This is a genomic window from Pseudomonas sp. PSE14, assembly GCF_029203285.1.
Classification (GTDB): domain Bacteria; phylum Pseudomonadota; class Gammaproteobacteria; order Pseudomonadales; family Pseudomonadaceae; genus Pseudomonas.
This window is the reverse complement of sequence record NZ_CP115669.1, coordinates 4,360,995-4,374,512: the sequence shown is the minus strand read 5'-3', so window position 1 is coordinate 4,374,512 and position 13,518 is coordinate 4,360,995. Positions and strand designations below refer to the sequence as shown.

Sequence of the window (13,518 nt, the reverse complement as noted above, 5' to 3'; positions counted from 1 at the left end):
TTCTCAGCCTTCAGGCCACATACGCATGGCGCGGCCCGAGGCCGGCCAGAGGCGCAGTTCGCCCTGGTCGCTGAAGTCCCAACGCTGGACATCGTGGAGCATCTGCAGGAAGCGTCCTTCCTGCTCCATCAGCGCCTCGGCGCACATCTTCCGGGTGGAGCCGGGCTGGCCGAAGGTCAGCTTGTCGCCCTCCAGCGTGTAGCTGGCGAACCAGTGGTTGCAGCCGGCGCTGCCATAGGCCCGGCCGTTGCCGTCGAGGGTCAGGGTGATGTGGCTGTAGTCGATCAGGGGGCGCTCGCCGATCCATTCGATGCGGTAGGTCTGATCGGTTTCAGGGACCGGCTTGCTGGCGCAACCGGCCACGGCCAGCGCCACGCAGGCGCCGGCGAACAGGACTTTCATGCAGTCTCCTTGCTCTGGCAATCCGGGCAGAGGTGGCGGGTGCCGGCCTTCGCCCAACCCAGCTCGCCGATGCGCGCTTCGGCGGCAGGCTGCTGGGCGGCCTTGCCTAGGCTGGCGTCGACGGCGAATTCGAAGGTCAGTGTAGCTGCGCAAGCGTCACAGTTGACCGTCCATTCGTGGATCGCCAGTTCACGGAATAGCGGGCCCTTGGCCACGGCCATCCACTGTCCCGGCGGGTTGATCAGGTGGCGCACCTTTTCCACTTCCAGGTTCATGCTCAGGCTCTTGCTGCCCTTGAGGCTGACCAGCAGGGTGTCGCCGGCCTTAATCGAGCCGCCGATGCCGGTGACCTGGTAGCGGCCCGGAGTCAGCGCACGGCATTCGTTGAGGGTGAATTGCGGGTTGAGCAGGGTGTAGCGGAAATCGTGCTGGGCCATGGATCCTCCGGGAAAGCGCGGCATTCTAGGCGGCGCGGCGCTCGGATGCGAGCGCCAGCCGATCAACCATCGACCAGGTTGACGGGCTTGCCCGCCTGCCAGGCGCCGATGTTGTCCAGCGTGGTTTCGGCGATGGCGGCCAGCGCCTCGCGGGTCAGGAACCCTTGGTGAGCGGTGATGATGACGTTGGGGAAGGTCAGCAGGCGCGCCAAGACGTCGTCCTGCAGCGGCAGGTCGGAGCGGTCGGCGAAGAAGATGTCGGCTTCTTCTTCATAGACGTCCAGGCCGAGGTAGCCGAGTTGGCCGCTCTTGAGCGCCTCGATCAGCGCCGGGGTGTCCACCAGAGCGCCGCGTCCGGTGTTGATCAGCATGGCGCCGCGCTTCATCTGCTGCAGGCTGCGCGGGTTGATCAGGTGCCGGGTGGCGTCGTTGAGCGGGCAGTGCAGGCTGAGGATGTCGGACTGGGCGAGCAGTTCGTCCAGTTCGACGAAGCGCCCGCCCAGGGCCTCGATGGCACGGTTGGGGTAAGGATCGTAGGCGAGGATGTGGCAGCCGAAACCGCTCATGATGCGGGCGAAGACTTCGCCGATCTGGCCGCTGCCGATGATGCCGACGGTGCGCCCGTGCAGGTCGAAGCCGGTCAGGCCGTGCAGCGAGAAGTCGCCGTCGCGGGTGCGGTTGTAGGCACGGTGCAGTTGCCGGCAGAGCGCCAGGACCAGTCCCGCGGCGTGTTCGGCCACGGCGTAGGGCGAATAGGCTGGAACCCGTACCACGGACAGCCCCAGGGCGTGGGCGGCCTTGAGGTCGACGTGGTTGTAGCCGGCCGAGCGCAGGGCGATCAGGCGGGTGCCGCCGGCGGCGAGTCGCTCCAGCACCGGTCGCGACAGGTCGTCGTTGACGAAGGGGCAGACCACGTCGAAACCGCTGGCCAGGGCGACGGTGTCCAGGCGCAGCTGCGCCTGCTGGAAGTGCAGTTCGAAGCCGTGGAGGCGGTTGGCTGCGACGAAGCTGTCGTAGTCGTAGGGCTGGTTGCTGAACAGGATGATGCGCATCGTCTTGCGGTCTCAGTGCGTGTCTTGCGGTAGCGCCGTGCTGTCGGCCTCGGCCTCGCGGTTCTCCGTGGCCCTGGCCAGTTCGGCCATGGCCTTGTCGAGTTCGTTCAGGGCCGCCGGGGCGTCGGGGTCGTTCTGCTTGAGCAGGGTTTCCGCGCGCTGGCAGGCGGCGCGCAGCATCGGCACGCCGCAGTAGCGGGTGGCACCGTGCAGGCGATGGATGCGTTCGAGCAGGGTGTTGCGGTCGTTGCGCTCGCGGGCCTGGCGGATCACCTGGCGGTCGGCGGACAACGAGGCGAGTAACATGCCGAGCATGTCGGCGGCCAGTTCCGCCTTGCCGGCGGCCAGGCGCAGGCCCTCGGCGGGGTCGAGTACGCTCAGGGCGTTCAGGCCCGGCTCGGCGCTGTGCGGTTCCGTGCGGGACGCGCCCAGGTGCAGGCCGGTCCACTTCAGTAGCACCTGGGCCAGTTGGCGCTCGTCGATGGGTTTGGTCAGGTAGTCGTCCATGCCGCCTTGCAGCAGGGCGCGCTTCTCGTTGGCCAGGGCGTGGGCGGTGAGGGCGATGATCGGCACCGGGCTGACCTCGCGGTCGGCTTCCCATTGGCGGATCGCGTCGGTGGCCTGGCGGCCGTCCATGCCGGGCATCTGCACGTCCATGAAGACCAGGTCGAAGCGCTCGCGCTGGACCGCTTCCACGGCGGCCAGGCCGCTGTCGACAGCGACCACCTGGGCGCCCATGTCGCTGAGCAGGGTCTTCACCAGCAGCAGGTTGGCCGGGTTGTCGTCGACGCAGAGCAGGTGCGGTGCACGCTCCAGCACGCCGTTGGCGATCTTTTCCTTGCGGGTCGGGCGCAGGTGGAGCAGTTCGTTCAGCGCCTGTTGCAGTTTGCGGGTACAGGCCGGCTTGCTCTGCACCTGGGATTCGGGCAGCACCGCGTTGTAGTGCGCCTGCTCGATGGTCGGGCAGAGTACCAGGCTCTTGCAGCCGTGCTGTTCGAGTTCGCGGATGGACTGCCGCAGCAGCTCCGGCGGGTGGGTGGCGGAAGTCACGCCGAGCAGGGCCAGGCCGATCGCCGGCTTGCCCTGCGGATCGGCTGCCAGCGCCCGCTCCAGCGCCGCAAGGTCGGGGAATTCGCTGACTTCCAGGCCGCAGTCTTCCAGTTGATGGTGCAGGGCGGTGCGGGTCAGCTCATGGGGTTCGTAGAGCGCCACGCGCTGCCCGCCCGCCAATGCCGGCAGCAGGTCATCGCCGTCATCGCGGGCCTTGGGCAGGTTGAGGCTGATCCAGAATTCGGAGCCCTCGCCGGAGCTGCTGTCGACGCCGATCTCGCCGCCCATCTGCTCGATCAGGCGCTTGGAAATGACCAGTCCCAGCCCGGTGCCCCCGGCCTGGCGCGACAGCGAGTTGTCGGCCTGGCTGAAGGCCTGGAACAGCGCGCGCAGGTCCGCGTCGGTGAGGCCGACGCCGGTGTCCTGCACGCTGATGCGCAGCTGCGCGCGGTCGTCGCTCTCGTCTTCGAGCATGGCGCGCACGGCGATGCTGCCTTCGTGGGTGAACTTGATGGCGTTGCTCACCAGGTTGGTCAGCACTTGCTTCAGGCGTTGCGGGTCGCCTACCAGTTGCAGCGGGGTGTCGCGGTAGATCAGGCTGACCAGCTCCAGCTGCTTTTCATGGGCGGCGGGGGCGAGGATGGTCAGGGTGTCCTGGATCAGTTCGCGCAGGTTGAAGGGGATGTTCTCCAGCACCAGCTTGCCGGCCTCGATCTTCGAGAAGTCGAGGATCTCGTTGATGATCCCCAGCAGGCTTTCGGCGGACTTGTGGATGGTGCCGAGGTAGTCCTGCTGGCGTGAGGTCAGCTCGCTTTTCTGCAGCAGGTTGGTGAAGCCGAGGATGCCGTTGAGCGGTGTGCGAATCTCGTGGCTCATGTTGGCGAGGAACTCGGACTTGATCCGGCTCGCCTCCAGGGCTTCCTTGCGCGCCAGGTCCAGTTCGATGTTCTGGATCTCGATGGTTTCCAGGTTCTGCCGCACGTCCTCGGTGGCCTGGTCGATGTTGTGCTGCATCTCCTCCTGGGCACTCTGCAGGGCCTCGGCCATGCGGTTGATGCCGCCGGCCAACTCGTCCAGCTCGTGGCTGCCCAGCGCCGGCAGGCGGGTTTCCAGGCGGCCCTCCTTGAGCTGCGCCACGCCCTGGGCGATCTGCCCCAGCGGCGCGTTGATCGCGCGGCTCATGCGCAGGGCGAGGAGGGCGGTGACCACCAGGCCGGTGATGATCAGCAGCAGGCTGGTGAACAGGCTGCGGTAGCCGCGCAGCAGGGTGCCGTGGTGCGACAGCTCCAGCTCCACCCAGCCGAGCAGCTTGTCGCTGTCGCCATACAGTTCCCCGGACAGGCTGCGGTGCCGGCCCAGTACCGGGAGGAGGAAATGGGTGGTGTCGAGGTTGCTGGTCATGCTCAGGTGCGAGCCATCGCCGCTGGGGATGGGGGTGAGGATGCTGGGCCCGGCATGGACCAGGCGTTCCCGCTCGGGATTGAGGAAGGTGACGGCGCGCACGTCAGGCTGGTCGAGCGCCTCGGTGGCGATGCGCGACAGCAGCTCGGTGTTGTTCTGCGCCAGCGCCGGGGCGGAAAGCGGCGCCAGTTGCTCGGCAATCAACTGGCCGCGCTCGATCAGCTGGGCGCGCATGTCCGACAGCTGCACCCAGGTGAAATAGCCGCCCAATACCAGCGCCAGCAGGCTGGTGGGCAGCAGGGTGAGCAGCAGTACACGTCCCTTGATGCCGAGATCCTTGAACACGCGATTCCTCCGGTGCGGTTTTCCCCGGCAGTGTAGCGGTTCGGACCTGTGGCAGGGGCCTTTGCCTTGCCGAGATTGCGCGGAATCGGGAATACTGGGCGCAATTGCTAATCACTCTTATTTGATATGAACGCATTTTCCTCCTCAGGGCTGCGCTTGCTGACCATCGAGGACGACCCGACACTGGGCGCCCACCTGTCCTCCCATCTGAGCGAGCGGGGCTTCGACGTCACCTGGTGCCAGGATGGTGCCACCGGCCTGGCCGAGGCACGCGGTGGCGACTACGACCTGGTGCTGATGGACATCCTGCTGCCCGGTATCGGCGGCCTGGATATCCTGCGTAGGCTGCGCCGCGAGCGTTCGGTGCCGGTGATCCTGATGTCCGCCCTGGGGGCCGAGCAGGACCGCATCGCCGGTTTCTCCCAGGGTGCCGACGATTACCTGCCCAAGCCCTTCAGCCTGGCCGAGTTGAGCGTACGGGTCGATGCGGTGTTGCGCCGGGTGGCGCTGGAGCGCGGCTTGCAGGCGCAGGTGGGCAGCAGCGACGGCCTGCAACTGGATGGTGACAAGGCCGACGCCGGCCTCGATGGCCGCTGGGCGGGGCTGACGGCTACCGAGTTCCGCCTGCTGGAGACCTTCCTCATCAGCCAGGGCGAGATCCTGAGCAAAGCCTTCCTTTACCAGCACGTCCTGCATCGTGCCTTCACGCCCCACGACCGTGCCCTGGACATGCATGTCAGCCACCTGCGCCGCAAGCTGCAGGGCATCGGCTACTTGCGCCACCAGTTGCAGACGGTGTGGGGCAAGGGCTACGTGTTCCGTGACGGCGATGGCTGAGGTCCCCGGGCGTCACTCGCTGTTCTGGAGGCTGGCGGTCGCGCTGGTGGCGTTCTGCCTGTTGCTGATCTGGCTGTCCTGGTCCTGGGGCAAGCAGGTCGAACGGCAAAGCTATTACCTGTCAGCCGAGGCGCGGGAGGTGCTCGGTGGTTACGCTCGAGAGGCGGAGCAGGCCTGGCGCTCCGGCGGCGCGGTAGGGGTCGATGCCTGGCTGGCGGGGATGCGCCAGCGCGAAGAGGGTTGGATGACCGTGGTCGATGCCCGCTTGCAGGCCCTGGGCAACGTCCCGCTGAGCCGGGACGAAGTCGCCCACCTGACCTTCCAGCGAGGTCTGGAGTGGCCGGTGAGTTCACGCTCGATGGACCTGCCCTACATCGGCATCCCATTCCCCGGCGAGCCGACGGCGGGTCGCCTGGTGCTGCAACTGCCCGCGCGCTACCTGCCCAGTGGTTTCACGCTCATGCGCCAGTCGCTGACCCACGGCCTGCTGCCGGCGGTGCTGGCGCTGCTGTTGTGCGCCTTGCTCTACCGCTACCTGGTGCGCCCGCTGGCGCGCCTGCGCGAGCACGCCAATGCCTTGCAGGCCGACTACCTGGGGTCGGTGGCCGGCCCCGAACTCAACGCGCGCCGCGATGAACTGGGTGAACTGGGTCGCGCGCTGGACCATATGGCGGAGCGCCTGCGCAGCCATGTGAGCCTCCAGCGCCAGTTGCTGCGCGACCTGTCCCACGAACTGCGCACCCCGCTCAGCCGCCTGCGGGTGGCGGGCGACAGTCCGATCAGCGAAGCAGCGCTGCGCCAGCGGGTCGAACGCGAGGTGGAGGTGATGCAGCGCCTGGTCGCCGATACCCTGGAGCTGGCCTGGCTGGATACCGAGCGACCGCACCTGGAGCGGGAGGACATCGACCTGCAATCGCTCTGGGAGCTGCTGGTGGACGACGCCCGCTTCGAGGCCGGCTGGGCGCCGGAACGCTTCCTTTATCAGGTGCCGACGGGGTGTCGTGTGCGTGGTCACCTCAATGGCCTGGCGCGGGCACTGGAAAACCTGCTGCGCAACGCCATCCGTCACTCGCCCCTGAGCGGCTGCGTTCGCCTGGGCGGCCGACGCGAGGGCCAGGGCTGGCACCTCTGGCTCGAAGATGACGGCGCCGGCGTGCCCGAGGCCGATCTCGAACGCATCTTCCAGCCCTTCACCCGTTTGTCCGCCGCGCGCAGTGGCGAAGGTTTCGGCCTGGGCCTGAGCATCGCCCGCAGTTCGGTGCGCATGCAGGGCGGCGAACTCTGGGCGGATTGCGGGCCGGCGGGGCTGCGCGTGCACCTGCGGTTGCCCGCCGCAATCGGCCTCTGAGCATTTGCACACGGCTTGTTAGGAAACTTCGTATGGCGCGCCGCGGTTTGCCGTTATCATAGGTGGCCTGGTTTCAGATCCGAGTGCCTCCATGACCGTGCAGTATCCGACTATCGCCGATTGCGTCGGCAATACCCCGCTGGTTCGCTTGCAACGCATGCCCGGGAATACTTCCAACACTCTGCTGGTGAAGCTCGAGGGCAACAACCCCGCGGGTTCGGTGAAGGATCGCCCGGCGCTGTCGATGATCACCCGAGCGGAGCTGCGCGGCGATATCAAGCCCGGCGACACGCTGATCGAAGCCACCTCCGGCAACACCGGCATCGCCCTGGCGATGGCGGCGGCGATCAAGGGTTACCGCATGATCCTGATCATGCCGGACAACTCCACCGCCGAGCGCAAGGCCGCCATGACCGCCTACGGCGCCGAGCTGATCCTGGTGACCAAGGAGCAGGGCATGGAAGGCGCCCGCGACCTCGCCGACCAGATGCAGCGCGAAGGCAAGGGCAAGGTGCTCGACCAGTTCGCCAATGGCGACAACCCGATCGCTCACTACGATTCCACCGGCCCGGAAATCTGGCAGCAGACCGGCGGTGAGATCACCCATTTCGTCAGTTCCATGGGCACTACGGGCACCATCATGGGCGTGTCGCGCTACCTCAAGGAGCAGAACCCCAAGGTGCAGATCGTCGGCCTGCAGCCGATGGAAGGCTCGGCCATCCCCGGCATCCGCCGTTGGCCGCAGGAGTACCTGCCGAAGATCTTCGACTCGACCCGCGTCGACCGCGTGGTCGACATGCAGCAGAGCGAAGCCGAAGACGTGATGCGCCGCCTGGCCCGTGAAGAAGGCATTTTCTGCGGCGTGTCCTCCGGCGGTGCTGTGGCGGCCATGTTGCGCCTGTCCCGCGAGCTGGAAAACGCGACCCTGGTGGCGATCATCTGCGACCGCGGCGACCGCTACCTGTCTTCGGGCGTGTTCGATCCCCACTGACATGGCCAAACAGAGAACCGGCCTGCGTTTCCAGCCCAGCGGCGGAGCGCGGGGCCCCGCGGTACCGGTGGGCAAGAAGCAGCGCCTGAACATCGAGCGCCTGGCCCATGACGGCCGCGGCATTGCCCATCAGGATGGCCATACCTGGTTCGTTGCCGGCGCGTTGCCGGGCGAAGCGGTGGAAGCCCGCGTGCTTTCCGCCCGCAGCAAGGTGGTCGAAGCGCGCTGCGAGCGCGTGTTCACGGCCGCCGAAAATCGTCGTAATCCTCCCTGCCCGGTGGCTGGCACATGCGGTGGCTGCAGCCTGCAGCACCTGCCTCACGCCGATCAGTTGGCGCTCAAGCAGCGCACCCTCGCCGAGCAACTGGAGCGTTTCTCCGGCCTGACCCCGCAGGAGTGGGCCGCGCCGTTGGTGGGGCCGGAATTCGGCTACCGCCGCCGTGCTCGTCTCGCGGTGCGCTGGGACGTCAAGGCCAAGCGCCTGGAGGTCGGCTTCCGCGCGGCCGCCAGCCAGGCCATCGTCGCGTTCGACGACTGCCTGGTGCTGGTTCCCGAACTGCAATCCCTGGCCCGTGACCTGCCGGACCTGCTGCGCGGCTTTGCCAGGCCCCAGGCCCTCGGCCATGTCGAGCTGTTCCACGGTACCGCCAGTGCGTTGCTGCTGCGGCATATCGAACCTTTGTCCGATGGCGACCTGACGCGACTGCTGGAATTCTGTTCGGCACGCGATGTGCAATTGTGGCTGCAGGGCGACGGAGAACCGACGCCGCACGGCGGGAGCGCCGACCTCGGCTTCCGGCTCGATACCTGGGATCTGACCCTGGCCTACCGTCCCGGCGACTTCGTTCAGGTGAACGCACCGGTCAACGAGGCGATGGTCGCCCAGGCGCTGGACTGGCTGAAGCCGGCGGCCGATGAGCGCGTGCTGGACCTGTTCTGCGGCCTGGGCAACTTCGCCCTGCCGCTGGCCCGTCAGGTGCGCGAAGTGGTCGGGGTGGAGGGCGTGCAGGCGATGGTCGATCGCGCTGCGGCCAATGCCCGGGCCAACGGCCTTGCGAATACTCGGTTCCACCAGGCGGACCTTTCGAAACCGCTTGCCGGCGCCCCCTGGGCGGCGGAGGATTTCACCGCTGTGCTGCTCGACCCTCCGCGCGACGGAGCCTTCGAGGCGGCACGGGAGATGCGTTCACTGGGCGCCGAGCGGGTACTTTATGTGTCCTGCAACCCGGCGACCCTGGCGCGCGATGCAGGCGAACTGGCCCGGCAGGGCTATCGCCTGAAGCGTGCCGGCATCCTCGACATGTTCCCGCAGACGGCGCATGTGGAGGCCATGGCTTTGTTCGAGGCAGGCTAGGACGGCCTGCGCAATCCGACCGGCCCGAGCAAGAAGAAAGGCCGGCGCTGTGAGCGGTGCACCGTGGGGCACCGTGGGGAAGGGTAGACACGATGGTACAGGTGAGAGCGCACCAGCCGGTCAACACTGACGGCAGCATCAACCTCGAGGCCTGGCTGGACCATGTCCAGACTCTGGTCCCGGTTCTGGATCGCAAGGTCCTGCTGGAAGCCTGCGAATTCGCCCGCGAGGTGGAGAACAAGGCGGCCAGCAAGGCGGACAACTCCTGGGCCGACGGCACCTCCAGCTTCCAGACGGGCCTGGAGATCGCCGAGATCCTGGCGGACCTCAAGCTCGACCAGGAGTCCCTGGTCGCCGCGGTGATCTACCGTGGCGTGCGCGAGGGCAAGACCACTCTGGAGGACGTCCAGCAGCGCTTCGGCTCGGTGGTCGCCAAGCTGATCGAGGGCGTGCTGCGCATGGCGGCGATCAGCACCAGCCTCAACCCCCGGCAGTCGCTGGTGCTCGGCACCCAGGCGCAGATCGAGAACCTGCGCAAGATGTTGGTGGCGATGGTCGACGACGTGCGCGTCGCGCTGATCAAGCTGGCCGAGCGCACCTGCGCCATCCGCGCGGTGAAGAACGCCGACGAGGAAAAACGCCACCGCGTCGCCCGCGAGGTGTTCGACATCTACGCGCCGCTGGCCCACCGCCTGGGCATCGGCCATATCAAATGGGAGCTGGAGGACCTGTCCTTCCGCTACCTGGAACCCGACCAGTACAAGCAGATCGCCAAGCTGCTGCACGAGCGCCGGCTGGATCGCGAGCAGTACATCGCCACCGTGATGCAGCAGCTCAAGGACGCCCTGGCCGCCACCGGCATCAAGGCGGACCTCTCCGGCCGTGCCAAGCACATCTATTCCATCTGGCGGAAGATGCAGCGCAAGGGCCTGGACTTCAGCCAGATCTACGATGTGCGCGCCGTGCGTGTGTTGGTGCCGGAAATGCGCGACTGCTACACCGCGCTGGGCATCGTGCACACCCTGTGGCGGCACATCCCCAAGGAATTCGACGACTACATCGCCAACCCCAAGGAAAACGGCTACCGCTCGCTGCACACCGCGGTGATCGGCCCCGAGGGCAAGGTGCTGGAAGTGCAGATCCGCACCCACGCCATGCACGAGGAAGCCGAGCTGGGCGTGTGCGCGCACTGGCGCTACAAGGGCACCGACGTCAAGGCCAGCTCCAACCACTACGAAGAGAAGATTTCCTGGCTGCGCCAGGTGCTCGAGTGGCACGAGGAACTGGGCGACATCGGCGGCCTGGCCGAACAGCTGCGGGTGGATATCGAGCCCGACCGGGTCTACGTCTTCACCCCCGACGGCCACGCCATCGACCTGCCCAAGGGCGCGACCCCGCTGGACTTCGCCTACCGCGTACATACCGAAGTCGGCCACAACTGCCGTGGCGCCAAGATCAACGGCCGTATCGTGCCGCTCAACTACAGCCTGCAGACCGGCGAGCAGGTGGAAATCATCACCGGCAAGCAGAGCGGGCCGAGCCGTGACTGGCTGAACCAGAACCTCGGCTACGTCACCACTTCGCGGGCGCGGGCGAAGATCGTCCACTGGTTCAAGCTGCAGGCGCGCGACCAGAACGTCGCCGCCGGCAAGGCCATGCTCGAACGCGAACTGGGCCGCCTGGCGCTGCCGCCGGTGGACTTCGAGAAGCTCGCCGAGAAGGCCAACTACAAGACCGGAGAAGACCTCTTCGCCGCGCTGGGCGCCGGCGACCTGCGCCTGGCCCATGTGGTCAGCTACGCGCAACAGCTGGTGGAGCCGGAGCGCGGCACCGAGCAGCTCGAACTGATCCCGCGCAAGCCGAGCAAGATCGGCCACGGCAAGCGCGGCGACATCCAGATCCAGGGCGTCGGCAACCTGCTCACGCAGATGGCCGGCTGCTGCCAGCCGCTGCCGGGCGATCCGATCGTCGGCTACATCACCCTCGGCCGCGGCGTGACCATCCACCGCCAGGACTGCGCCACCGCGCTGCAACTGGCCGGGCGCGAGCCGGAGCGGATCATCCAGGTCAGCTGGGGGCCGGTGCCGGTCAGTACCTACCCGGTGGACATCGTCATCCGTGCCTACGACCGTTCCGGCCTGCTGCGTGACGTTTCCCAGGTGCTGCTCAACGAGCGCATCAACGTTCTGGCGGTGAACACCCGCTCGGACAAGGAAGACAACACTGCGGTGATGCGCCTGACTATCGAGATCCCCGGTCTCGACGCGCTGGGACGCCTGCTGGCGCGGGTCTCACAGCTGCCCAACATCATCGAGGCGCGCCGCGACCGCGCGGGTGGCAAGGATGTATAAGCTCGACGACCTGCTGCACCTGATGGCCCGTCTGCGCGACCCGCAGAACGGTTGCCCGTGGGACCTGAAGCAGAGCTACGCGACCATCGTTCCTTACACCCTCGAAGAGGCCTACGAGGTCGCCGATGCCATCGAGCGCGGCGACTTCGGCCATCTGCGCGAGGAACTGGGCGACCTGCTGTTCCAGGTCGTCTACTACGCGCAGCTGGCGCGGGAAGAGGGGCGCTTCGAGTTCGATGCGGTGGTCGATGGCATCACCCGCAAGCTGGTCCGCCGCCATCCCCATGTATTCCCCGACGGTGACCTCTACGGCAAGCCGGACCCGGCGAAGCTTGAGGAAGCCGCGGTCAAGCAGCGCTGGGAAGAGCTCAAGGCCGAGGAGCGCGCCGCCAAGGCGGCCGAGCCGGTGCAACTGTCCCTGCTGGACGACGTGCCCCACGCGCTGCCGGCGCTGAGCCGCGCCAACAAGCTGCAGAAGCGCGCTTCCCAGGTCGGCTTCGACTGGGCTGACGCCCTGCCGGTGGTGGACAAGGTCCGCGAGGAGCTGGATGAGGTGCTCGAAGCCATGGCCGGCAATGACACCGAGGCCCAGGCGGAGGAGGTGGGCGACCTGCTGTTCGTGGTGGTCAACCTGGCGCGCAAGCTCAAGGTCGACCCGGAAACCGCCCTGCGTGCGGCCAACGCCAAGTTCGAGCGACGCTTCCGCTACATCGAGACGGCCCTGCGCGATCAGGGCCGCAGCCTCGAAGGCACCAGCCTGGAAGAGATGGACGAGCTCTGGGGCGCGGCCAAGCGTGACGAGAAGAATCCGATCAGCTGCGGTTAGGCGCTGCCTCCCATGAAAAAGCCCCGCGATTGCGGGGCTTTTTTGTGGCTCTTCGTAGGAGCGAGCTTGCTCGCGAACCGCTTGACGCCGGCGCTGCCGAAAACTCTGTTCGCGAGCAAGCTCGCTCCTACAGGTATCTCAGCCAAACATCCAGCGCAGCAGCCACACCAGCAGGATCACCGCCAGGATCGGTCGGCCAATGCGGTAGGCCTTCGGGTAACGGCGCTTGAACACCTTCACCTGACTGCCCACGGCATTACCGAAGCGGATCAGCACCGAGTAGGCCTGGTTGATCCCGCCGACGCGCTCGCCTTCGACGTTCTGCGGTGCGGTGGCGCGGCCGAGGAAGGCACTGACGCAGCGGTTGAGGCGGGTCAGCAGCGACGACTTGAGCGGGCGCTCGATGTCGCAGAAGAGGATCAGGCGCGACTCGTCGGTTTCGTTCTTCACCCAGTGCACGAATGTCTCGTCGAACATCACGTCGTGGCCGTCGCGCCAGGCATAGGGCTGGCCGTCGACGAAGATGCGGCACTCGTCGGAGTTGGGCGTGGCCAGGCCCAGGTGGTAGCGCAGCGAGCCGGCGTAGGGATCGCGGTGCTTGTTCAGGTGGCTGCGCGGCGGCAGGCGGGTGAACATCGCGCCCTTGACGTTGGGAATGCTGCTGACCAGTTCCACCGTCTTCGGGCAGAGTTGCTGGGCCGAGGGCAGGGGGCCGTCGTACCAGGTCAGGTAGAAGCGGGTCCAGCCCTTCTTGAAGAAGGAGCCGAAGCCGGCCTCGTTGTTGTTCAGGGCGTCGCGGATGTAGCCCTCGTCGAAGAGCTTCTCGGCTTCCTCGCGGATCATCTGCCAGTTATCGCGCAGCTTGTCGAGTTCGGGGAAGCGCTCGCGGTCCAGGTAGGGCTTGGACGGGACGCTGGAGTTCAGGTACATCAGCGAGTTGTACGGGGCGAACCACGCGGAGTGGTTCACGACCTGGCGCAGGAAGGGCAGTCGTACCTTGCCGCGCAGGTGCACGTAGAGGATGGCGACGAGGAAGATGGCAAGAATCGCGAGAACGATGAGCTTGATCATGGGGGCCCTGGATGAGTGAAATCGAGCTGGGCACTTGCGCAGCGCACGCACAG

General features: G+C 66.9%; 11 protein-coding genes. 6 read left to right on the top strand and 5 right to left on the bottom strand.

All coding sequences use genetic code 11. The annotated features are described in order from the left end of the window. Positions 1 to 3: 3 nt before the first annotated feature. From O6P39_RS20010 to O6P39_RS19995, 4 genes are all read right to left on the bottom strand, one after another. The gene (locus O6P39_RS20010; RefSeq protein WP_275608186.1) at positions 4 to 402 is read right to left on the bottom strand and encodes an META domain-containing protein; all 399 of its coding nucleotides are present in this window, start codon (positions 400 to 402) and stop codon (positions 4 to 6) included. Continuing rightward, positions 399 to 839: a hypothetical protein gene (locus O6P39_RS20005; protein ID WP_275608185.1), complete on the bottom strand. Its 441-nt coding sequence runs from the start codon at positions 837 to 839 to the stop codon at positions 399 to 401. Before O6P39_RS20005 ends, O6P39_RS20010 begins: the two co-directional genes overlap by 4 nt. Positions 840 to 901: 62 nt before the next feature. Next, a complete protein-coding gene (locus O6P39_RS20000; protein ID WP_275608184.1) occupies positions 902 to 1,891 on the bottom strand; it encodes a 2-hydroxyacid dehydrogenase in 990 nt (329 codons plus the stop codon). Positions 1,892 to 1,903: 12 nt separating this feature from the next. Then, positions 1,904 to 4,687, bottom strand: coding sequence for a response regulator (locus tag O6P39_RS19995; protein WP_275608183.1), 2,784 nt, complete (start codon positions 4,685 to 4,687; stop codon positions 1,904 to 1,906). Positions 4,688 to 4,813: 126 nt separating this feature from the next. Between O6P39_RS19995 and O6P39_RS19990 the strand changes: the two genes are divergently transcribed. The 6 genes from O6P39_RS19990 to mazG all read left to right on the top strand — a co-directional run bounded on the left by O6P39_RS19990 (position 4,814) and on the right by mazG (position 12,394). Next, positions 4,814 to 5,524 (top strand): response regulator transcription factor, encoded by a 711-nt coding sequence (locus O6P39_RS19990; protein ID WP_275608182.1) that lies wholly within the window; start codon positions 4,814 to 4,816, stop codon positions 5,522 to 5,524. Beyond that, positions 5,517 to 6,872: a sensor histidine kinase gene (locus O6P39_RS19985; RefSeq protein WP_275608181.1), complete on the top strand. Its 1,356-nt coding sequence runs from the start codon at positions 5,517 to 5,519 to the stop codon at positions 6,870 to 6,872. Before O6P39_RS19990 ends, O6P39_RS19985 begins: the two co-directional genes overlap by 8 nt. A gap of 91 nt (positions 6,873 to 6,963) precedes the next feature. Beyond that, complete coding sequence (gene cysM / locus O6P39_RS19980; protein ID WP_275608180.1) at positions 6,964 to 7,863, top strand: cysteine synthase CysM; 900 nt, start codon at positions 6,964 to 6,966, stop codon at positions 7,861 to 7,863. Between the two features lies 1 nt (position 7,864). Further along, complete coding sequence (gene rlmD / locus O6P39_RS19975; RefSeq protein WP_275608179.1) at positions 7,865 to 9,217, top strand: 23S rRNA (uracil(1939)-C(5))-methyltransferase RlmD; 1,353 nt, start codon at positions 7,865 to 7,867, stop codon at positions 9,215 to 9,217. Positions 9,218 to 9,309: 92 nt separating this feature from the next. Further along, positions 9,310 to 11,568, top strand: a complete 2,259-nt coding sequence (gene relA / locus O6P39_RS19970) for a GTP diphosphokinase (protein WP_275608178.1) — start codon at positions 9,310 to 9,312, stop codon at positions 11,566 to 11,568. After that, positions 11,561 to 12,394 (top strand): nucleoside triphosphate pyrophosphohydrolase, encoded by an 834-nt coding sequence (mazG, locus tag O6P39_RS19965; RefSeq protein WP_275608177.1) that lies wholly within the window; start codon positions 11,561 to 11,563, stop codon positions 12,392 to 12,394. Before relA ends, mazG begins: the two co-directional genes overlap by 8 nt. Before the next feature lie 138 nt (positions 12,395 to 12,532). Here the strand turns inward: mazG and O6P39_RS19960 are convergent, their stop codons facing one another. Beyond that, positions 12,533 to 13,465, bottom strand: coding sequence for an aspartyl/asparaginyl beta-hydroxylase domain-containing protein (locus tag O6P39_RS19960; protein WP_275608176.1), 933 nt, complete (start codon positions 13,463 to 13,465; stop codon positions 12,533 to 12,535). Positions 13,466 to 13,518 lie beyond the last annotated feature (53 nt).

Bases quoted from the DNA above. Each gene is read 5' to 3' on its own strand.
- O6P39_RS20010 (WP_275608186.1), bottom strand. From the start codon at position 402: ATGAAAGTCCTGTTCGCCGGCGCCTGCGTGGCGCTGGCCGTGGCCGGT.
- O6P39_RS20005 (WP_275608185.1), bottom strand. From the start codon at position 839: ATGGCCCAGCACGATTTCCGCTACACCCTGCTCAACCCGCAATTCACC.
- O6P39_RS20000 (WP_275608184.1), bottom strand. From the start codon at position 1,891: ATGCGCATCATCCTGTTCAGCAACCAGCCCTACGACTACGACAGCTTC.
- O6P39_RS19990 (WP_275608182.1), top strand. From the start codon at position 4,814: ATGAACGCATTTTCCTCCTCAGGGCTGCGCTTGCTGACCATCGAGGAC.
- O6P39_RS19985 (WP_275608181.1), top strand. From the start codon at position 5,517: ATGGCTGAGGTCCCCGGGCGTCACTCGCTGTTCTGGAGGCTGGCGGTC.
- cysM (WP_275608180.1), top strand. From the start codon at position 6,964: ATGACCGTGCAGTATCCGACTATCGCCGATTGCGTCGGCAATACCCCG.
- rlmD (WP_275608179.1), top strand. From the start codon at position 7,865: ATGGCCAAACAGAGAACCGGCCTGCGTTTCCAGCCCAGCGGCGGAGCG.
- relA (WP_275608178.1), top strand. From the start codon at position 9,310: ATGGTACAGGTGAGAGCGCACCAGCCGGTCAACACTGACGGCAGCATC.
- mazG (WP_275608177.1), top strand. From the start codon at position 11,561: ATGTATAAGCTCGACGACCTGCTGCACCTGATGGCCCGTCTGCGCGAC.
- O6P39_RS19960 (WP_275608176.1), bottom strand. From the start codon at position 13,465: ATGATCAAGCTCATCGTTCTCGCGATTCTTGCCATCTTCCTCGTCGCC.